Annotated in this window: 18 protein-coding genes; 10 read left to right on the top strand and 8 right to left on the bottom strand. The window is 52.2% G+C overall.

From position 1 onward, the window contains the following. Positions 1-18: 18 nt before the first annotated feature. The 7 genes from V9K92_RS05825 to V9K92_RS05795 form a co-directional block, all read right to left on the bottom strand. Positions 19-1,464: a CpaF family protein gene (locus V9K92_RS05825; protein WP_337353550.1), complete on the bottom strand. Its 1,446-nt coding sequence runs from the start codon at positions 1,462-1,464 to the stop codon at positions 19-21. A gap of 23 nt (positions 1,465-1,487) precedes the next feature. After that, complete coding sequence (locus V9K92_RS05820; RefSeq protein ID WP_337353549.1) at positions 1,488-2,771, bottom strand: AAA family ATPase; 1,284 nt, start codon at positions 2,769-2,771, stop codon at positions 1,488-1,490. Between the two features lie 20 nt (positions 2,772-2,791). Beyond that, positions 2,792-3,469: a CpaD family pilus assembly protein gene (locus tag V9K92_RS05815; protein ID WP_337353548.1), complete on the bottom strand. Its 678-nt coding sequence runs from the start codon at positions 3,467-3,469 to the stop codon at positions 2,792-2,794. Positions 3,470-3,483: 14 nt separating this feature from the next. Further along, a complete protein-coding gene (locus V9K92_RS05810; RefSeq protein WP_115051380.1) occupies positions 3,484-5,043 on the bottom strand; it encodes a pilus assembly protein N-terminal domain-containing protein in 1,560 nt (519 codons plus the stop codon). Between the two features lies 1 nt (position 5,044). Further along, a complete protein-coding gene (gene cpaB / locus V9K92_RS05805; RefSeq protein ID WP_115051381.1) occupies positions 5,045-5,842 on the bottom strand; it encodes a Flp pilus assembly protein CpaB in 798 nt (265 codons plus the stop codon). Between the two features lie 202 nt (positions 5,843-6,044). Continuing rightward, complete coding sequence (locus V9K92_RS05800; RefSeq protein WP_337353547.1) at positions 6,045-6,569, bottom strand: A24 family peptidase; 525 nt, start codon at positions 6,567-6,569, stop codon at positions 6,045-6,047. Positions 6,570-6,572: 3 nt separating this feature from the next. Next, positions 6,573-6,773, bottom strand: a complete 201-nt coding sequence (locus tag V9K92_RS05795; protein WP_115051383.1) for a Flp family type IVb pilin — start codon at positions 6,771-6,773, stop codon at positions 6,573-6,575. Positions 6,774-6,996: 223 nt separating this feature from the next. Between V9K92_RS05795 and V9K92_RS05790 the strand changes: the two genes are divergently transcribed. The 5 genes from V9K92_RS05790 to V9K92_RS05770 all read left to right on the top strand — a co-directional run bounded on the left by V9K92_RS05790 (position 6,997) and on the right by V9K92_RS05770 (position 11,117). Next, positions 6,997-7,431 (top strand): pilus assembly protein N-terminal domain-containing protein, encoded by a 435-nt coding sequence (locus V9K92_RS05790; protein WP_115051384.1) that lies wholly within the window; start codon positions 6,997-6,999, stop codon positions 7,429-7,431. A 161-nt stretch (positions 7,432-7,592) separates the two neighbouring features. Continuing rightward, the gene (locus tag V9K92_RS05785) at positions 7,593-8,138 is read left to right on the top strand and encodes a TadE/TadG family type IV pilus assembly protein (protein ID WP_307282434.1); all 546 of its coding nucleotides are present in this window, start codon (positions 7,593-7,595) and stop codon (positions 8,136-8,138) included. 13 nt (positions 8,139-8,151) lie between these two features. Next, a complete protein-coding gene (locus V9K92_RS05780; protein WP_337353546.1) occupies positions 8,152-8,745 on the top strand; it encodes a TadE/TadG family type IV pilus assembly protein in 594 nt (197 codons plus the stop codon). A 729-nt stretch (positions 8,746-9,474) separates the two neighbouring features. Then, the gene (locus V9K92_RS05775; RefSeq protein WP_337353545.1) at positions 9,475-10,518 is read left to right on the top strand and encodes a sensor histidine kinase; all 1,044 of its coding nucleotides are present in this window, start codon (positions 9,475-9,477) and stop codon (positions 10,516-10,518) included. Next, positions 10,515-11,117: a response regulator transcription factor gene (locus V9K92_RS05770; protein WP_337353544.1), complete on the top strand. Its 603-nt coding sequence runs from the start codon at positions 10,515-10,517 to the stop codon at positions 11,115-11,117. The genes V9K92_RS05775 and V9K92_RS05770 overlap by 4 nt, the downstream gene beginning before the upstream one ends. Positions 11,118-11,206: 89 nt before the next feature. On the opposite strand, the gene V9K92_RS05765 is transcribed toward V9K92_RS05770, so the two are convergent. Continuing rightward, positions 11,207-12,073, bottom strand: coding sequence for an autotransporter outer membrane beta-barrel domain-containing protein (locus V9K92_RS05765; protein WP_337353543.1), 867 nt, complete (start codon positions 12,071-12,073; stop codon positions 11,207-11,209). Between the two features lie 1,124 nt (positions 12,074-13,197). On the opposite strand from V9K92_RS05765, the gene V9K92_RS05760 reads away from it, so the two are divergent. The 5 genes from V9K92_RS05760 (at position 13,198) to dnaA (ending at position 19,011) form a co-directional block, all read left to right on the top strand. Further along, positions 13,198-14,427, top strand: a complete 1,230-nt coding sequence (locus V9K92_RS05760) for a phosphopentomutase (RefSeq protein ID WP_307282425.1) — start codon at positions 13,198-13,200, stop codon at positions 14,425-14,427. After that, complete coding sequence (gene mutM, locus V9K92_RS05755; protein ID WP_337353542.1) at positions 14,420-15,313, top strand: bifunctional DNA-formamidopyrimidine glycosylase/DNA-(apurinic or apyrimidinic site) lyase; 894 nt, start codon at positions 14,420-14,422, stop codon at positions 15,311-15,313. Before V9K92_RS05760 ends, mutM begins: the two co-directional genes overlap by 8 nt. Positions 15,314-15,324: 11 nt before the next feature. After that, positions 15,325-16,098, top strand: a complete 774-nt coding sequence (locus V9K92_RS05750) for an enoyl-CoA hydratase (RefSeq protein ID WP_115051393.1) — start codon at positions 15,325-15,327, stop codon at positions 16,096-16,098. Positions 16,099-16,317: 219 nt separating this feature from the next. Next, positions 16,318-16,584 carry a 30S ribosomal protein S20 gene (rpsT, locus tag V9K92_RS05745; RefSeq protein ID WP_008122492.1) on the top strand — a complete coding sequence of 89 codons (267 nt, stop codon included), beginning with the start codon at positions 16,318-16,320 and terminating at the stop codon, positions 16,582-16,584. Between the two features lie 846 nt (positions 16,585-17,430). Continuing rightward, entirely contained in the window at positions 17,431-19,011 is a 1,581-nt protein-coding gene (gene dnaA, locus V9K92_RS05740) for a chromosomal replication initiator protein DnaA (RefSeq protein WP_115051395.1), read from the top strand. The last annotated feature ends 76 nt before the right edge of the window (positions 19,012-19,087 follow it).

The raw sequence follows: 19,087 nt of genomic DNA, 5'->3' as shown, positions 1-19,087 counted from the left end.
CTTCGATACGGGCTAAGCTCATAGCTTGGCCTTTTCCATGGAGTCGAGTGCGTTGGCGAGCCGCCTGTCTTCATTGTAATACCGCGCCCTCTCCCACATATGCGGTCGGCTGATCCCCGTAGAGACATGATGTCCGGTAAGCTTGCCATTGGCGTCCTCGCCGGTAATCTCATAGGTCAGAAGATCCTGCGTAATGATCACGTCGCCCTCCATGCCTATGACCTCGGTCACATGGGTAATCCGCCGTGAACCGTCGCGCAGGCGAGCCGCCTGAATAATGATGTCGACCGAACCGACGATGATTTCGCGCACTGTTCGCTGCGGCAACGCAAAACCACCCATGGCGATCATCGACTCGATACGGCTCAGACACTCGCGTGGACTATTGGAGTGGATCGTACCCATGGAGCCGTCATGGCCGGTATTCATGGCAGACAAGAGGTCGAAAACTTCAGGCCCGCGTACTTCGCCGACAATGATCCGTTCGGGGCGCATGCGCAGGCAGTTTTTAACGAGGTCTCGCATGGTAATTTCGCCTTCGCCTTCGAGGTTAGCGGGGCGTGTTTCGAGGCGTACCACATGCGGCTGCTGTAATTGCAATTCAGCTGAATCTTCGCAGGTGATGATGCGCTCATCCTTGTCGATGTAATTGGTCAGGCAATTCAACAGCGTGGTCTTGCCGGAACCCGTGCCGCCGGAAATCACGATATTGCAGCGGACACGTCCGATAATTTGGAGAAGCTCGGCTCCTGCCGGAGAAATAGCTCCAAACCGCACGAGTTGATCCAGCGTCAGCTTGTCCTTTTTAAATTTGCGGATTGTCAGAACAGGGCCATCAATGGCCAGTGGCGGAGCAATCACATTGACGCGCGAACCATCCGGCAGACGCGCGTCGCATATCGGGCTGGATTCATCGACACGCCGCCCCACCTGGCTGACAATGCGCTGGCAAATATTCAAAAGTTGCTGATTGTCACGGAACCGGACACCAGATTCCTCAACCTTCCCGAGAATTTCGATATAGGTCTTGCGAGCACCATTGACCATGATGTCGGAAATCTCATCGCGAGCCAGCAATGGCTCCAGCGGACCGTATCCCAGCACATCGTTGCAGATATCGTCGAGCAGTTCCTCCTGCTCCGAGATCGACATGGCAAAATTCTTGATTGCAATAATGTCATTGACGATATCGCGGATTTCTTCGCGCGCCACTTGCGGATCGAGCTTCGATAATTGTGCCAGATCAATCGCATCGATAAGAGCGGTAAAAACCTGCGACTTTGTATCGTAATAGGCCTCGTTTCTCTCGCGCACCGGCATGGCGATCTTCGGCACCTCTATCGGTGGGCGTTTGGGCTCCAAAATATCGCGCGGCAGCCGTCCCGCCTCCGGCTTGATTGCCGCGAGGGGTGGCGTTGGAGCTCTGAACTCATTTGGCTGGGCATTACCGCGTTTACCGAACATGATGTCGCTTTACCTGCTCACAACTATTTCTTGCGTTTTAACTTCGAGAACACCGAACCCAAACCGGCCTTCTTCCGCGGACTGACCTTTTGCCGTCCTGTCAGAATATGGGCGATCTCATTGATGCTCTGGACCACTGGATTTGCTGGCTCCGTTTCACCCAGCATGCGTCCATTGTTGGAAGCCTGACCGAACAGGCCGGGGTCAAAAGCGATTGTCGCGATGGCCTTGAGTCCAAGCGGGCTGCAAAAATCAGTGGGAGCTATCTCCGGACGTTTTGGAATACCCACCTGATTAAGAACAAGCTGCGGCGGCGTATCGTTCGGACGCAATTGCTTTAAAGCGTCGATGAGATTTTTCGTGTTGCGCAGATTGGCAAGTTCCGGCGATGCGACAATAACCACCTCATCTGCGCGGGCCAGCGTCGTGCGTGTCCAGCCGTTCCATGTATGCGGAACATCAAGGATGACATGTGGAACCGAACGCTGCGCTATGTCGATCAGATGCGCAAATGAGTCATCGCGAAAATCGAACACGCGTTCCAGACTGGATGGAGCTGCCAGGAGCGAAAGATTTTCGGCACATTGTGCCAGCAACCGATCAAGGTAAACGTCGTCGATGCGTTCGGGGGAAAACACCGCTTCCGCGATACCCTGAGCCGGGTCCTGATCGAAGTTTATATTCGCCGTGCCATAGGGTAAATCCATATCGGCAATCACGACTTCGCTTTTGAATAGCGAGGAAATGGCCCAGCCAACATTATGAGCAATGGTCGAAGCGCCGACGCCGCCTTTTGCACCGATGAAGGCAATCGAACTACCCAGCGGCTTCAGGCCCGGATCGCTGTACAAACCGCCAATGACGCCGATAATATCCGACAGATCGATCGGGGCGACCATATATTCCGAAATACCGTTGCGCATCAGTTCGCGATACAGCCACACATCATTGTAGTGACCGATAATGATGACTTTGGTGCTCGGGTCGCAAACTTCTGACAGGGCAGCCAATGCCGCAAGCATTTCCTTGGGCGCCGCGCCTGTTTCCAGCAGAATGAGGTTTGGCGTCGGCACCGTTTGGAAAAGTTCAACGGCAGTTTCCAGCCCGCCCATATGAATCTGGGCATGAGTTTTCGCCATGCGGCGGTCGTCACGCGCGCGAGACATTTGCTCAGCAACCGCTTCCGTTTCGCAGAATATCTGTATCGAAATGCGCGGAACCGGCCTGTGGGCATTCAGCCGCCCTACATGAGCGACACGGTTTGCCTCTTCCAAATATGGGTCTGTGTCCAAGGCCAATTGACTCATTGTCGTTTCCACCGGTGGGATTAATAGGTTACTTCCGATTCGGGCTTGTAGACCCATGTTGGCGCTTTACGGTATCCATCAATGACGGTACCGCGCCGTTCCGCATCAATCGGCGAAGATGCCCGCGGTCCGAGCAAGTCGGCGGGATTGGCAATCTGCGCAGCAAGGTTATTTTGGCTGGCACAGCCAAAATTCGCGTAGTGTTTATTGTCTGCCGTATCCAAAATATCTTTGGGCCACTGGCCACATTGATTTGTCGAGGCAGTCATCGCCGAATAGGACAAACGCACGGGCGCAGAAGCTCCCGGGGCTTGGTATGTTTCGCTGGAAATATTGAACGGCTTCACACCACCACGCCTCAAAGTAGCGGTAATATCGTTACGCAACGCTGCCGCCGCACGCTCATTTGGCGAACCGGCAGGCGTCAGAATATGAATAACGCCGGATCCGTTGGCGTGGTAGTTGCTGATGACCCGCTCCACGATGCTGCGCTGCGTAATGGACAAGCGCTTATCTGCATGGCCGACAGGAATGTCTGCAACTTGTTCCTGTTCGGAAATGACGATGGGATGGTTCGTACGATAATCGTCCGGAATGCTGCCGGTCGTATTGCTCTTTGATGCGCATCCCGCCAGCAAAGCCATGGCGAGGATAGCCAGTACAGTCTTGCAATACGAACGCTTTGCGGTGTCGAACATGATCCTGTCCTTGTTCATTTGTAGATATATCCGACATTGCCCTCGTAACGGGCATCAGGCAGTTTTGCCTCTCTGGACCCGTAGACGCGGTTAACCTGGCCGAGGAATATCCCGGCCGCATCGCTGGCCAGATTAAGATTGTCATCCGGTCTCGCCAGCGCAGTGCGCGCCACCGGGCGAACCAGATAAGGCGTGATGATGACGACCAGTTCGGTTTCGTTTCTTACAAAATCACGGCTGCGAAAAAGAGTTCCGAGGATCGGAACCTTTGCCAATCCGGGAAAGCCGGAGATTGCCTGTCGTGACTCATCCCGCATCAATCCGGCGATCATCATTGAACCGCCAGAGGGAAGTTCAACCGCCGTATCGGCAAGCCGCTTGCGGATTGAGATAAGGTTGGCGTTAGGCTCCCGGACAGAAGTTCCAACGGTGAGCGATCCTTCAACCGTAGGTTCTGAAACGGATGTCCGCACTCTCAGACTGATACGCCCAGGTGAAAGCACGACGGGCAAAAACTCGAGAGCGATGCCATATTCAATTTTTTCATGCTCACGGGTGATCTGTCCCTTATCGTCGACTTCCTGCCCCGACAGAACATTGTACTCGCCGCCTACTTTGAACGTGGCCTTCTCTCCGGAGATGGCGGTCAATGTAGGCTCGGCCAGCGTCTTCATGACGCCTGCCAGTTCCATGGCATTCATATAGGCACCGATGGACGTATTCCCGATGGAGCCGGATAGACCCAGACCTGAGCCGCTCAAGGTCTGCCCCAGTCCCGTGGCGTTTTGCGATATGGCGCCATACTCGATGCCGTTGCTTGAGCCCGAGGCAACCAGATTGACACCAAGCTGTTTCATGACGGTGCGACTGACTTCAGCCACGGTAACTTTAAGCGTCACCTGATCTTCACCGGCAATTTGAATGAGATTGACGATCTTGCTCGTCCGGCGCTCTTCGTCCTGGTCACCGACAACGACGCTCGTACCGCCATTGCCCGCACTAACCGAGGTTTGGGCATATTGGCCCGTCGTGGCTTCACCACCTGAAACCAAAAGATTGGCAAGTTCTGAAGCGCGTTTGGCATCCAGCGGGGTCTGCACCGTCCCCGTTAGAATGACATTGTCATTCATCAACTCGACCTTGATATCGGAATCCGGAATGTACTTTTTCAGACTACCTTCCAGACCGGCCACGTCGCGTTCAATCACCAGATCGAAACTGGCGAGCTGCTCGCCATTGGGACCGAAAACGAAAACATTCGTTTGACCGACCTGTTTGCCAAACAGATAGATCCGCCTTGCTGTGCGGGTAACCGCATCCGCAACACCCGGATTGGCAACCAGAATGTCATAGGCATCGGCTGGAAGATCGACAACCAGCGACTTGTTGAGGCCAAGATTGATGCGTTTGGCCTCGCCATGCCCCTGATTGAGTCGAACGACATTACTCTGTGCTGTTGCTGGGCTATGCACAGCTATTGACGCGAGCAAACAGCCCATGGCCGCTGCTGCAAATTTTGCTGCTATCGAATTCGTATACTCGCGTGAGAAAACCTTGCCTGGCTTGTTTGCCATGTTATTTGCGCCCCAGAATTTCGGTGACTGTACCGGACTTGATGAGTTTGACATTGCCGGCACGGCCGGGAGAATTGACAAGATATCCAGCTCCAGGACCGGTTGCTTCCTGCGCATCCTGAATAGAACGCAGCACCAGCGCGAGGCGCGTTGCCATCTGTTGCGAGACAGTCAGGATTTCCGCCTGCTCCGGCGTCAATTCAAGCGTCGCCGTTGAGCCGACTTTTGTTTTTTCACCCGATTCATCTTCCTGAATGGTCTGGTCGATCGCCAGCACGCGGATGTTGCTTAGAATTGTTTCCGTAACATATTGCTTCTGCTCGCCTTCCATCTGGCGGATCATGATGACATCGACATAATCATTGGGGAGAATGAACCCGCCTGCCGAAGTATCTGCCGCAATTTGCGTCGCTACTGCGCGCATGCCAGCTGGAAGCTGGGCTGACATGAAGCTTTGACCTTTGCCGATCAGTTTGGCTTCGCGAATTGGTTCTCCTGGAAATATCTGAAGACGAACGGTGGAACCTTTCAGCTCCTCTTCGGCGCTAGGGCGTTCCGAGCGGGTGATGTACCCTTCCGCAAGAGCTGAAACAGGCCAGGCCTGCCACCGCATCTGGTCCTGCATTTCAGCTCCGACACCGAGACTTTCCGTGGCGACCAAGATATCCTGAAGTTCCAGCTGTGGCTTCTCTGCGGGCTGAACGACGGTCGCTTGCGGCTTCATGTTCATGGCCAGATATCCGGCCGCACCCGCAGCAGCCACTGCCACGATCAGGATGACCAGTCGTGCTTTTTGCATTTATGCGCCCCGTTAGACTTTTGTCTTGATACTAAGGTCGCAGAATGCCTGCCATTCGTGTATTTATGGTTAATAAAACGCTTATAAGTATGATTAATGTCGCTTAACGTCTTAATTTTTCGCGCGATTATGCGGGTATTACTTTTACGCCAAGAAGATCAAAGCATAAGTCTTGAAGGCCGATAGAGAAAACTGCTCTAGGTCAGGAGTGCGCTAGTTGCTGCACGACCCAGGAGCCAAGCGGCGATGCGGGAAAACTCAGCAGTCCAGCGAGACCCAATGCAACACCGTATGGAACGCCTTCTTCTTTCTGGGCAAGGCGTCGCATAAAAGCAAAGCGTGCGGCGAATACAATAATGGTCTGTGAGTTGCGATAACTCAGGATTGCGAGTGTAAGAACCCCGCCCAATAGCGAGAGCGTCAGCAGATAGCTGACGAGTTCAATATTCCATCCGAGCCATATCGCAGTTGCGGACATGAGCTTTGCGTCACCACCGCCCATGGTGCCGGTCGCGAAGAGCCCGAAGGTTGCCGCCAGCACCGCGGCTCCGGCAACGAAATGCATGGCATAGGCATCCCAACCCATGCCCGTTAAAGGCGCAAGGATAACGAACGATACAAGCAGTATAATTGACACGCGATTCTGAATTGTCATGGAGAGCAAGTCGGAGATGGCAGCAAAAACCATGGCAAAGGGGAAAATGATAAGGATTGCAGCTTCAATCATCTTTCATTTCCCCGTAGAGGCGGTGACTTCCGTCGCAACATCGGTGAAAAGCGTGTTTACGGCCCTGCCCATGGAATTCGCACCAGCTAGAATACCTATGCTGACGATGGAGGCGATGAGCGTATACTCAATGACCGTTGTGCCTGAATCTTCCTTGAAAAGCTTGGCCAGTATGGCAGGAAAGCGATTAACGCCGCGCTTCATCTTCAGCCTCACATCTTCTTGGATATTGTCTGGTCCAAAAATATCGTTTCGGCATTGCAATCAGTTTAAGAAACAGACTTAGGAAATAGTAAATTCCGCTCAACAACGTTTATTGCTGCGCTGATACCCGCGATATTATGCTTAATATTTCATTGCAGATTTAAATCTTCCTTCATGAATACTGTCCATTCTATAGCCGACAGTTTCGGGTGAAGGGCTTCCCATGTTTTATACTAAATTCCAGCCAATACAAATATATGGAATGGCATTGCTCGCAGCCTTGCTCGGTCCACTGCCTGTCGCACAGGCCGATACCGGTATTCACGTCGTTATGAATCAAGCGCGTATCCTCAAGCTTGCTCGCCCGGCTGACACGGTTGTGGTCGGCGACCCCGCGATTGCAGATGCTGTTGTGAAGGATGCCCGCACTGTCGTCCTTACGGGCAAAGGCTTCGGAATCACCAATATTGTTATTCTTGACGCCGAGGGCGGGGCCATCGTCGACGACGAGATCATGGTCAGCCGTAGCGTCGTCAATACGACGCGCGTATATCGCCGCGCCAATGTACAAACTCTTTCCTGCACCCCCTATTGCGAAACAGCGCAAAAGACCGACGCTGAAAAAGAGTCTGACCGCACAATCGGCACGAGCGAGTAAAGCATTCGCGAGACCTGGTTTAATCGGAAACACCCTCAAACCCTCTACACTTCAAGGTTGAGAAATAGTGAATCCTCCGCTTGCAATTTACGGGGTTCCCGGAACCGGTTTCTAACGATTGGCATGTTAATTCTCCCCCGAAATAAAGTGCGGGGAAATGCATGTCGCCCATAAAAAGAAAAACACCCCATAGGCAGGGTTTACTGACGCGGTTTTGGGGCAACCGGCGCGGCACCGTTGCAATTGAATTTGGAATGATCGCGTTGCCGTTCTTCTTCATGATCTTTTCGATTATGGAAGTGGGCGTCGGCTTTACCGCGCAACAGGCCATGGCCAATTCTACCGATATTGTGGCTCGCCAAGTTCTCACCGGGCAATTGCGTCCCGCCGACCTGACGATGACTTCCCTCAAGGCGAAGATTTGCGCTGGACTGCTCATGCCCGAAAAAGATTGCCCAAATCTGGTGGTTGATCTTCGGTCCTATGCAAACTTTGCAGCCATACCCAAAACCTTGCCCATAACATCAACTGGCGACGTGAACAGTACGGGGTTTGTCAGCACGCCGGGCGGGGCCGGTACGATCAATCATTTGCGGGTGTTTTACCGTTATCCCGTCGTGACGGATTTCCTGACACGGCGGATCACTGGAACAACACGTATTCTCCTTTTCTCAAGTGCGACGTGGCGAAATGAATCCTATTTATAAAAAGAGTTCGGCCATGGGACGCCTCTTTCGCTCCGGCAAGCGGTTTTGTATTGACCAGCGCGGTGTTGCGGCGATGGAATTTGCGCTCATCGCCCCCGTACTAATCCTGATGTACATGGGCAGCGTGGAGACAATCACAGGCGTGGATGTCGACCGCAAATTAAATCGTGCAGCAACGATGATGTCTGCTTTGCTTACTCAGGAAAAAGGCACGATCACCAAGGCGAAAATTAGCGATATCATGAATATCGGGACAGCCACGCTGCTACCCTATACACGCGATACGCCAAAGATAACCGTTACCTCCATCAATGTTTCTGACGCAGGTGTAGCCACCGTCGAGTGGTCGCGTCGAAAAGTAAACGGAATTGAGACGCGGCCCTTTACCAAGGGAACAGTGGTTACGATCGATTCCAATCTGCTTATCAAGAAAACATCCGTGATACGGGTGGATATGAGCATCGCCTATGTCCCCATGATCGCATGGACCATAACTGGTGCGGTCGAAAAGGCAGATGGCAGTGCCGCTGTCGGTATTGGGCTTTCCGATCAATCGTTCGGACGCGTCAGAATCGGTCAATCGTCAACCACATGCTCGGATTGCTGATCTTATCCAGCTTGCGGGAAACCCTCATTTTATTCGCGATCGCCTGAAACTCAGAAATTCAGCGGTGCGGCACCAGCATTTCAACCGCTCGGCGCTGTTATCTGGCGCGAGACTTGTTATTGTAGATTTTTTTAATGACGTTTTGATTTTGCTTTATGAGATTTCATGAACCCCAGACGTTTTCTAATTCTTGTAGTAACGGTGTGGCTTGCTGCTCAAATCGGCAACATTCTTATATCGGGATTTATTGCCTGGAGCTCCATATCGGACGAGTTCCTTGAGCAAAACCAAAAGATCGCGGAATTGGTTTCCAATCGATTAGCCCATCATGAAGCGATCATTGGATCGCTCAAAGCTTTGACGAGAGGCACATCCGACAAGATTTTCCAACGGCTCACGTCAAACGTCTTCAAAAATTACCCAAGAATTCAAAGCGTCAAAATCTACCGGTTCGATTCCCGTTCCTATAGTGCAAAGCCTGAATTGCTCTATGAGGCTCCCAGCAAAAGCCCGGCATTTCCGATGTCGGTTTTGAATGCCTTGCCCAGACAAGAGACAAACATAGTGCGCGTCTATGATGCGCCGGCAATCCCCAATCATTATCTTTCGACGATGGTTGCGAATAACCGGCAAGGTCTCATCGCAGTGGTTTTGCTAATCGACTCAACAAAACTTTTCGATTTGCCCCCGGCATCATATCCTCCGGAAATTAATCTCACCCTGAATGACGTGCTTGTTTTTGGCAGTACAGACCATGACAACGGACGCCACGATCATGAGAAGGATATTTCATCCATTCTCAAGAATGCTCTATATGCGGATCTTGATTGGGATCGGTCCGGCTATCGTTTCAAGATCCATGCACATCGCCCCATTGAGTTTGGTGAATTGGTCACTTTGCCTGAAGTGATACGCTTCGCCTTATTGTCGCTGGCCGCCATTTTGGGCGTCTCTTATGGGCGGTATCAGACCTTGGTTTCCTGGCAATCAAAACAAGCTGAGGAAAAAGCAATCAAACGCTCGGCAATGCTCGAACACGAAAATCGTCTCAGTCACGCCGCACGAGTCAATCAGGTGGGAGAATTGGCGTCCGGCATAATCCATGAGCTGACACAACCACTTTCGGCGCTCCTAAGCCAAAGCCAGGCCGGCATCATGATTATGGAAAAGCTTCAGATCACCGATGATTTATTAAATCGGGCTTTGAGCGCCAATATTATTGAAGCCAAGCGAGCCGGTGAGATCATGGATCGCATCAGAGATTACATTGTAAAAAAGCCCGTTATTTATGAAGAGCTAGACCTCAATATTGTCGTCAGCAACACCGTCAACCTCTTGCAGGGTGAACTGGATAAACAGAACGTGGTACTTGAATTGCAGCTGTTGCAACCGTCCCCCCGGTCGAATTTCAGTGCCATAGAGCTTGAGCAGGTGATTCATAACCTCATTCGCAACGCGACGGATGCATTGGGAACCACAACTCAGCTCGCGAAAAAAATCATTATAAAAACAGACATGGTGGGTCCGATGAATATCATCCGTATCTCTGACAATGGACCCGGAATAAAGGAGCATGTCCTTTCAAAAATATTCGAGCCTTTCTTCACCACGAAGACAAATGGCATGGGCCTTGGTTTGTCCCTTTGTTCGAAATTGCTCGAGCGAGTGGGAGGCACCCTTCACGCAGCAAGTGCAGATGGCGCGGTTTTTACAATAGCTCTGCCGAAGCTGGTCGGCTTGACCGATGCTGGTGCTGATCCGGCTGCCGCATGACGAAACATTATCCTATTTATTTGGTCGATGATGATGCAGCCATTCGCAATGGGCTGTGCATTCTCTTTGAGGCCCATGATAGAAAAGCCCTGGCATATGAAGACCCCGTTGGTTTTCTTCGCTCTATTCCCAGTGCAAAACCCGGCTGTTTAATTCTTGATTTGCAGATGCCTCATCTGACCGGATTGGAGCTGCAAGCCGAACTCCTGCAGCGTGGATTTCGATGGCCCATTATCATGATTACCGGGCACGGAGATGTGCATCATTGTCGGGTTGCGTTTAAATCCGGCGTGATTGACTTTCTCTCGAAACCCATCGATTCTGGCCTGCTTTTTGAAGCGCTCCAAAAAGCCGATCAAGTGCTTGAAGCGCTGGTTGAGGTGGAAAAAGCACGCGCAATTCTTGCAACATTGACACCGCGCGAAGATGAGATTGTCAGGCTCATTTGCCGTGGGTGGGGATCGCGGGACATCTCCGTAGCACTGGATATTTCCCTGCGAACTGTGGATGCGCATCGCGTCCATATTTGTGAGAAACTGGGGACCAGATCTCCCGCCGAATTTGCTCAAATCATCATGACAGCCGATAGGCAGTCCTAGCGCAAGTTTTGCCGATCACCCGGCTGGCGGCCGGGATGCGAAGTGCAGTCCAAACTCACCACCTGGCGGGTTCGGACTGTATAGACTACTCAAAACCTGAGCGACAAATTTGCCTTGACCGCATTATCGCGGCTTTGTTGTGAAAATTGCCCGGTATATTTGATGCCAAGACGGGTATTTTTACCAATGTCGATATCAATTCCAGCTTCAACATTGAGCGCGTCCTTTGCAATCGGCAAGCCCTGGATGGCGAAATTTCCGCCGCCTGCAAAGGCATGCTGCCCCGTCACTGTCACGTCTCCCATTGCATGATTCCATCCGACCATGCCGTGAGCGGTCAGCGTGGTCTTCTCGCTTAACTGGAAGTGATGCGAAGCTCTCAGACCCAGCGTTGTCGTTGTAGCATTATAATTTCCTGACCGCCCGGATAGAGCCGTACGCCCCCCCTCTTCCCAAAAGCCGTCACTCTTCAAATACACATGGCTGATCCCTGCAAAGGGCTCAATCACCCCATAGGACGTGTTGATCGCATAGCTAATTTCACCAAAGCCTTGCACAGTTGTTGCTCCATAGGTGGCATGGTTGCCGTCCACTGTTGCAAACCATTCTGCTTGCCGATCGGTGCTGATGTCGTGACGTCCGAGATTAACGCCAAAACGTAATCCTAGCGGATTGCCTGCAACATCCCACTGCGCGCCACCATAGGCTCCCATGTGATAGCTGTTCACGGAGGCGACCCCATTGCGCGTCGACAGAGAGGTCGTGCTATACCCCGCCAGAAGTCCGAAACGCCATGTGTCTGAAACTGCACCGTCAAGGCCGGTCACGATACCGCGGACAGTGCGACTGTAACCGTCCGCATTGCCATTTTCTGCCGCATTGGCCCAGGAACCATAGGTCTGCCCCCATAAGAGTAAACCAACATGGCACCTTCTTTCAAAGGGGACAGTCCGCATCGCCTTCACCCATTCCATTCCGCCTCGCGCCATAGCAACGGCTATCTGCAAGTGTTTCCAGCGAAGATGGAGCCAAGCAAATGCTCCAATTCTTTGCTTTTGCAAATTCCAACTAACACTACACGTTTGTTGGAACTGCACTTATCTCCTGTCAAAAACTCTAGATCGCCGGGCCTCCTCACGGACGCAAGATGGCAATCTTTCCTTTTGTCTTAGCATCAGATCATCCGAAAACCGGAATTCCACTTTTCAAGCCGATGCTTCAGCTTGGCCAAGACCCTTCCGGGCAGAAAACGCAACCGGATTTGCGAAAATCAGGATTCTATTTTGATCTGCATTATAGGCGAATGAATTGTCTGAAGTGTGAGCACTGAGTAAAGCAACGTCTGTGTATCGACATACTCTGCAAATATACATCGCACTTACCATCAACTCTATCCGTACGGATACCTATTTTATGGAAAACATCGAGTTTTAATAGACTTTTATCTGGGATTTTGTGACAAACTCCTATCATATTTTTGAAAAATTGTCAAACTCTCATCATTTACAACATATAATTGCACTTTTAATACTTAATAATTTGAACCGTGTTAAGTATACATTAGAAATAAACTTCCGAGAATCTATCCTATGCCAAAATCGAAATTTACTTCCGCAAATCCATTTTTTCCTGACAACGGCAACCGCTATTCCTCAGAATGCTCGGTAGTTTTACCGGTATTTAGCGCCACCAAGTTTCAGTAAATGCACAAGCATATTAATTCAAACTGAAACTTCTAAAGATTGCCCCTTGAACCCATTCGTCCGATCTCGCTTGATCAGATCAACCTGAGATAGTCTGTAAACAGTGTTTCAAGGGTGAAATAGCGTTAGGGTTGCATTCCACTTGCATGATTGTCGACCGTACCTCAGGGCGCAATTAGTAATTTTATCCAGAACCCCCGCACATCGCTGATCCGAGAAAATTATCGACGCCGAGGAGCCTTGGCACGTCTGCCGGGATCCTGAAAAATCCATACTCAAAGGCATGATGTATCCACAATTTGTCTTTGGGCGCCGTTTCACCTATCTGTGGTTTTTGGAGCAAAACAAGATCTGCTCAAACTTTCGTGGAGTGGGCCATGTCTCGCGCTTTTCTTTTTGTACTGGATAGTTTTGGCATTGGTGGCGCGCCGGATGCCGCAGCCTTTGGCGACGAGGGTTCCAATACCTATGGCCATATTGCTGAAGCTTGCGAGGCGGGACGAGGTGACAAAGCCGGACTTCGCTCGGGCCCGCTTTCATTGCCTAACCTCAGTGCGCTCGGGCTGGCCCACGCCGCCCACCTGGCTTCCGGCTTTCAATTACCACCCCAGCCTCTAGAACTTACCGGCCTATGGGGTGCAGCGCAGGAAGTCTCCAACGGCAAGGACACGCCGTCCGGCCATTGGGAAATTGCTGGTGTGCCGGTGACTTTCAACTGGGGTTATTTTCCGCAAACGATACCCGCCTTTCCGGCAAGCCTTGTCAGCGCGGCTGTACAGCGTGCCAGCCTGCCCGGAATTCTTGGAGACAAACATGCATCCGGCACAGATATTATAGATGAGTTCGGCGAGGAACACATTCGGACCGGCAAGCCCATCTTCTATACATCCACCGATAGCGTGATCCAGATCGCCGCTCACGAAACACATTTCGGACTGCAACGGCTTTATGACCTTTGCCAGATCGTGCGCGAGCTAGTTGACCCGCTCAATATCGGACGCGTCATAGCGCGACCCTTTCTGGGGGAAAGCAAAAGCACATTTGAGCGGACTGGCAATCGCCGTGACTACTCCGTTCCACCGCCGGAACCGACGCTTTTGGACAGGCTCACCGAGGCTGGGCGCACTGTCTTTGCAATCGGCAAGATTGGCGACATCTATGCCCATCGCGGGGTAAGCCATGTGCGCAAGGCGAATGGCAATATGGCGCTGTTCGACGAGACGTTGAAAGCAATGGATGAGGCAAAGGATGGCGACTTGGTTTTCACCAATTTTGTCGATTTCGACATGCTATATGGCCATCGCCGTGATGTTGCGGGCTATGCGGCCGCGCTTGAGGCGTTTGATCGTCGTCTTCCTGAAGCCCTTGCCAAGCTGAAACCCGGCGACCTCATGATTCTGACGGCTGATCATGGCTGTGATCCAACCTATAAGGGAACCGATCATACGCGTGAGCGGGTTCCGGTTCTGTGCGCAGGGACTGGCCTGCCCCATGCCTCATTGGGGCTTCGCCTCAGCTTCGCAGATATTGGCGAGACGATTGCCGCCCATCTGAATATTGCCGCTGGCAAGCATGGTAAAAGCTTTTTGAAGGGCACCGATGCCTGAATTACCCGAAGTAGAAACTGTAAAGCGCGGCTTGCAACCCTCAATGGAGGGCGCAACCATTCGCCAGGTGGACCAGCGGCGTCCTGATCTGCGTTTCCCCTTTCCGGAAAAGTTTGCAGAACGACTGACCGGCCACCGAATCTCTTCGCTGGAGCGGAGGGCAAAATATCTCATATTTCATCTCGATAATGGCCTTGGCCTCATAAGCCATCTTGGAATGTCTGGCTCCTACCGTATCGAACAGGAAGATGGCAGCGATATTCCCGGCAGCTTCCATCACGAGCGCTCGAAACTTTCCGCTCATGATCATGTGATCCTGCATCTGGCAGGAGTCGACGGTATTAACCGCCGTGTCGTCTATAATGATCCGCGGCGGTTCGGATTCATGCTTTTTGCCGAGCCGGACCAACTCAATACCCACCCTCTTATAAAAGACCTTGGAACAGAGCCCACGGGAAATCGCTTGGATGGCTCACTGATCGCCATGCTTTTTGCAGGAAAGTCTGCGCCCTTGAAGGCAGCATTGCTTGACCAGAAGCTCATTGCCGGACTTGGCAATATATATGTCTGTGAAGCATTGTGGCGGGCAGAGCTTTCTCCGGTGCGCATGGCTGGCAGTATTGCGGGCAAGGACGGCGAAGCGACGCCCATGTCCGATCGGCTCGCGACATCGGTCCGGGCTGTTATCGCCGATGCGATCAAGGCAGGCGGTTCCAGTCTCAAAGACTATGCACAGACCAATGGCGAGCTGGGATATTTCCAGCACTCGTTTTCTGTCTATGATCGCGAAAGTTCCCCTTGCCCCCGCAATGGATGCGGTGGCACGATATCGCGCATTGTCCAAAGCGGCCGTTCAACATTTTATTGTCCTGTCTGCCAGCATTAGGAGATTTATTCATGGCCTATGAGAACATCATCGTCGAGACGCGGGAGAAGGTTGGTTTTATTCAGCTCAACCGGCCCAAAGCGCTCAATGCGTTGAACTCCGCTTTGCTGGCCGAATTGACAACGGCGCTCGAGCTCTTTGAGTCCAACGCCCGAATAGGCGCAATCGTGATTACGGGTTCTGAAAAAGCCTTTGCTGCTGGCGCCGATATCAAGGAAATGCAAACGTTGCAGTTTGCCGATGCCTATACGGGTGACTATTTCAGCGGCTGGGAGCGCGTTACCGCTATCCGGAAACCCATGATTGCAGCTGTGGCCGGATATGCGCTGGGCGGTGGCTGTGAACTCGCCATGATGTGCGATTTCATCATTGCCGCCGATACGGCCAAATTCGGCCAGCCGGAGATTACTCTTGGCGTGATGCCCGGCATGGGCGGCTCACAGCGGCTCACTCGCTTTGTTGGCAAATCCAAAGCCATGGACATGTGCCTGACAGGCCGAATGATGGATGCGAATGAAGCAGAACGCAGCGGGCTGGTTTCCCGCGTGGTTCCAGCAAATGAACTTGTTGAGGAAGCGCTGAAGGCCGCCCAAAAGATCGCGTCCTTCTCGCTGCCTGTCGTCATGATGACAAAGGAGACGGTGAACCGGGCTTATGAGACGACGCTGACTGAAGGTCTGCGTTTTGAGCGGCGCGTGTTCCATTCCATGTTTGCGCTGGAAGACCAGAAAGAAGGCATGGCCGCTTTTGCCGAAAAACGCGCCGCCAACTTCAAGGACAGATAAAAACCATTGCTCGACAGGCGGATCCAGTGCCCTTTTTGCCCTCCGATCAGCCTGTCGATGCCGACCTTGCGAATTTGCGGGAACTCTCCACAGATTCCAAGTTGACGCATAAGCAAACCTCATCTATAAGCCCGTCAACGTTCGGTGGCCCTTGGCCGCCCTATTATTTTGTGACGACAGCCTGAAGCTGTCGATTAGCTGACAGAAAAGAGAGGCATCATGGCCAACACTCCTTCGGCCAAGAAAGCGGCGCGTAAGATCGAAGCCCGCACCGAAGTAAACAAGTCCCGCCGTTCGCGCGTGCGTACCTTCCTTCGCAAGTTCGAAGATGCGGTAGCAAGTGGCGATCAGGCAGCTGCTGCCCTTGCCTTCAAGGCAGTAGAACCAGAAGTAATGCGCGCTGCATCGAAGGGTGTCTTCCACAAGAACACCGCTTCGCGCAAGGTATCGCGCTTGTCATCGCGCCTGAAGGGCATGACTGCTTAAAACCATTCTAAATTTACATATGAAAACCCGGCTATTCCTTAGCCGGGTTTTTTTATTGGCGTTTTTTTTGGGAATAAATTCGTTTCCCGAGGAAAACAATACGGCTTGCCCATGCAATGTCATATGCTTGTCACAAGCAATGTGAGACAGAAAGCGACAGCCACTCTTTATCGTTTATTTTCAATAAGTTAGCGAAGGTAGCCTCCATAGATCAAATGGAGGGTTCGGATTCTCCGGCTGGAGCTACTGTCAAGCGAATATTTATTATTTTTTTTTGGTCGTCGGACTCCGCACTGCAACAAAATGTGAGCTCTAAAAAAGGCGTTGAATCCGAACACTTTTTCCCGCTTGCCCCGACAACAGTTAAAAAAAATGCAATTTCGTTAACCCTTGCTTCATTAAAAATCCCGCGACTCGCACTTGCCCTCACCGCAAAGGTTTTTGTAAGGTCCAGACATCGACGGGGTGGGAAAAACCCAATTAACAGGCTTATAAAATTTTGGTTGTGAACGCAGATTTCTAGTTTGCGTAACGGGTAGTTTTTGTCAGTGCTCAGGTCCAACGGACTTGGAGTCATTTCATTAAACGAGGGCGTTGACGGCGCTGGCGAGAGCCGGGCGTGAGTCTTGTCGCGCTCAAAACTTGAGAAGGATAGAACGGTGACATTGATCGAAAATTCGCAATACGGGTCTTCATTCCAAATGCGTGTCAGCGTTTCAAACTTCAACAACTAGCTTAAAATGAACGGACCGTTCGCAAAGCTGAACGTCCGGATTTACTGTGCGGTGAAAGCCGGCACGCAAAAACCACGGGCAAAACAAAAAGACCCGATACATATCTTTCAGGATGAGGCGAATGACAATGAACAGCGGAATAATGGAAAACGGCGCAAAAGCAGCCATAGTCCCGCTCCATATGGGTGAGGGGAAAGCTATGGAGATAGCCACCAGTCCAGGCGAAGCGATCTTTGAGCGTGTGAAACTCAAACTGAAAGCAAAACTGGGAAGCGAAGTTTATTCGAGCTGGTTTGGCCGCCTGAAGCTGGATGAAACATCAAAGAGCATCGTTCGCCTGTCTGTCCCCACAGCTTTTCTCCGGTCGTGGATCAACAATCACTACGCGGACATGATTGCAGCGCTATGGCGCGAAGAAGACGAACAGGTTCTCAAGGTCGAGATCGTTTTCCGTAGCGCAAGCCGGGCCGCTATCCGCCCATCCTGCGATGAAAGTGCATTGCGCAGCGAAGCCTCTGGAGCTGATCGCGCCGGTTCTGACAAGTCCAGCTTCGCCCGCGAAAAGCCGGTATTCCCGGTGGGCAACCTTGCTTCCGACAAGAAAACTCCTGCCCACTTCACCGACCGTGCGCAAAATGCTGTTTTCGGCTCGCCGCTTGATCCCCGCTATACATTCGACACCTTTGTCGACGGCACACCAAACCGTGTCGCTTTGGCTGCTGCCCGCACCATAGCGGATGCCGGCGCCAGTGCTGTCCGCTTCAATCCGCTTTTCATTCACGCCTCGGTTGGCCTCGGCAAGACCCATCTTCTGCAAGCCATTGCAGCCGAAGCCTTGAAGCGGCCAGAACGCGCCCGCGTTGTCTACCTTACCGCTGAATATTTCATGTGGCGCTTTGCAACCGCTATTCGCGACAATAACGCGCTGTCTTTCAAGGAGCAGTTGCGCGATATCGACCTTCTCATCATTGATGACATGCAGTTCCTGCAGGGTAAGTCGATCCAGCATGAGTTCTGCCATCTTATCAATACGCTGCTCGACAGCGCCAAGCAGGTCGTTGTTGCGGCTGACCGTCCCCCATCAGAGCTGGAATCGCTTGATCCACGCGTTCGTTCGCGTCTTCAGGGCGGCGTCGCGCTCGAAATGATCTCGCCAGACTATGCAATGCGCCTTGAAATTCTCCAGCGCCGGCTTGTGGCGGCGCAGGCGGAGGACAAGTCGCTGGATATCACGCCGGAAATTCTTGATCACGTCGCACGTTCCGTTACCGGTAGTGGCCGTGAGCTTGAGGGTGCGTTCAATCAGCTTCTGTTCCGCCAGACTTTCGAGCCCAATCTTTCGGTTGATCGCGTTGACGAGCTTTTGAGCCACCTAATGCGTGGCGGTGAAGCCAAGCGCATTCGCATCGAAGAAATTCAGCGCATCGTTTCGCGTCACTATAATGTTTCCAAGCAGGATCTTCTGTCGAACCGACGCACGCGGACCATCGTTAAGCCACGCCAGATTGCCATGTATCTGGCAAAGATGCTCACACCACGCTCGCTTCCGGAGATCGGTCGCCGTTTCGGCGGACGGGATCACACAACTGTGCTCCATGCGGTGCGCAAGATCGAGGATATTGTCGGCAAGGATCAAAAACTGTCGCAGGAACTTGAACTACTCAAGCGCCTCATCAACGATCAGGCGCAATAAGCAGCGCCATTCAACAGCTTATCAACAGAAAGCCTGCGGCGAGAACGTGTGTTGCTCCCCGCAGGCTTGCTTTTTA

It is taken from the genome of Phyllobacterium sp. CCNWLW109 (genome assembly GCF_037203905.1).
Lineage (GTDB): Bacteria > Pseudomonadota > Alphaproteobacteria > Rhizobiales > Rhizobiaceae > Phyllobacterium > Phyllobacterium ifriqiyense.
The sequence above is the reverse complement of the archived record's forward strand: the minus strand, read 5'-3'. Positions and strand labels throughout refer to the sequence as shown.

What these genes read in the sequence shown, in the direction of transcription:
- V9K92_RS05800 (WP_337353547.1), bottom strand. Translation starts at nt 6,569, where the DNA reads ATGATTGAAGCTGCAATCCTTATCATTTTCCCCTTTGCCATGGTTTTT.
- V9K92_RS05750 (WP_115051393.1), top strand. Translation starts at nt 15,325, where the DNA reads ATGGCCTATGAGAACATCATCGTCGAGACGCGGGAGAAGGTTGGTTTT.
- V9K92_RS05760 (WP_307282425.1), top strand. Translation starts at nt 13,198, where the DNA reads ATGTCTCGCGCTTTTCTTTTTGTACTGGATAGTTTTGGCATTGGTGGC.
- rpsT (WP_008122492.1), top strand. Translation starts at nt 16,318, where the DNA reads ATGGCCAACACTCCTTCGGCCAAGAAAGCGGCGCGTAAGATCGAAGCC.
- V9K92_RS05810 (WP_115051380.1), bottom strand. Translation starts at nt 5,043, where the DNA reads ATGGCAAACAAGCCAGGCAAGGTTTTCTCACGCGAGTATACGAATTCG.
- V9K92_RS05790 (WP_115051384.1), top strand. Translation starts at nt 6,997, where the DNA reads ATGTTTTATACTAAATTCCAGCCAATACAAATATATGGAATGGCATTG.
- V9K92_RS05785 (WP_307282434.1), top strand. Translation starts at nt 7,593, where the DNA reads ATGTCGCCCATAAAAAGAAAAACACCCCATAGGCAGGGTTTACTGACG.
- V9K92_RS05815 (WP_337353548.1), bottom strand. Translation starts at nt 3,469, where the DNA reads ATGTTCGACACCGCAAAGCGTTCGTATTGCAAGACTGTACTGGCTATC.
- cpaB (WP_115051381.1), bottom strand. Translation starts at nt 5,842, where the DNA reads ATGCAAAAAGCACGACTGGTCATCCTGATCGTGGCAGTGGCTGCTGCG.
- V9K92_RS05795 (WP_115051383.1), bottom strand. Translation starts at nt 6,773, where the DNA reads ATGAAGCGCGGCGTTAATCGCTTTCCTGCCATACTGGCCAAGCTTTTC.
- V9K92_RS05780 (WP_337353546.1), top strand. Translation starts at nt 8,152, where the DNA reads ATGGGACGCCTCTTTCGCTCCGGCAAGCGGTTTTGTATTGACCAGCGC.
- V9K92_RS05765 (WP_337353543.1), bottom strand. Translation starts at nt 12,073, where the DNA reads ATGCGGACTGTCCCCTTTGAAAGAAGGTGCCATGTTGGTTTACTCTTA.
- V9K92_RS05820 (WP_337353549.1), bottom strand. Translation starts at nt 2,771, where the DNA reads ATGAGTCAATTGGCCTTGGACACAGACCCATATTTGGAAGAGGCAAAC.
- mutM (WP_337353542.1), top strand. Translation starts at nt 14,420, where the DNA reads ATGCCTGAATTACCCGAAGTAGAAACTGTAAAGCGCGGCTTGCAACCC.
- dnaA (WP_115051395.1), top strand. Translation starts at nt 17,431, where the DNA reads ATGAGGCGAATGACAATGAACAGCGGAATAATGGAAAACGGCGCAAAA.
- V9K92_RS05770 (WP_337353544.1), top strand. Translation starts at nt 10,515, where the DNA reads ATGACGAAACATTATCCTATTTATTTGGTCGATGATGATGCAGCCATT.
- V9K92_RS05825 (WP_337353550.1), bottom strand. Translation starts at nt 1,464, where the DNA reads ATGTTCGGTAAACGCGGTAATGCCCAGCCAAATGAGTTCAGAGCTCCA.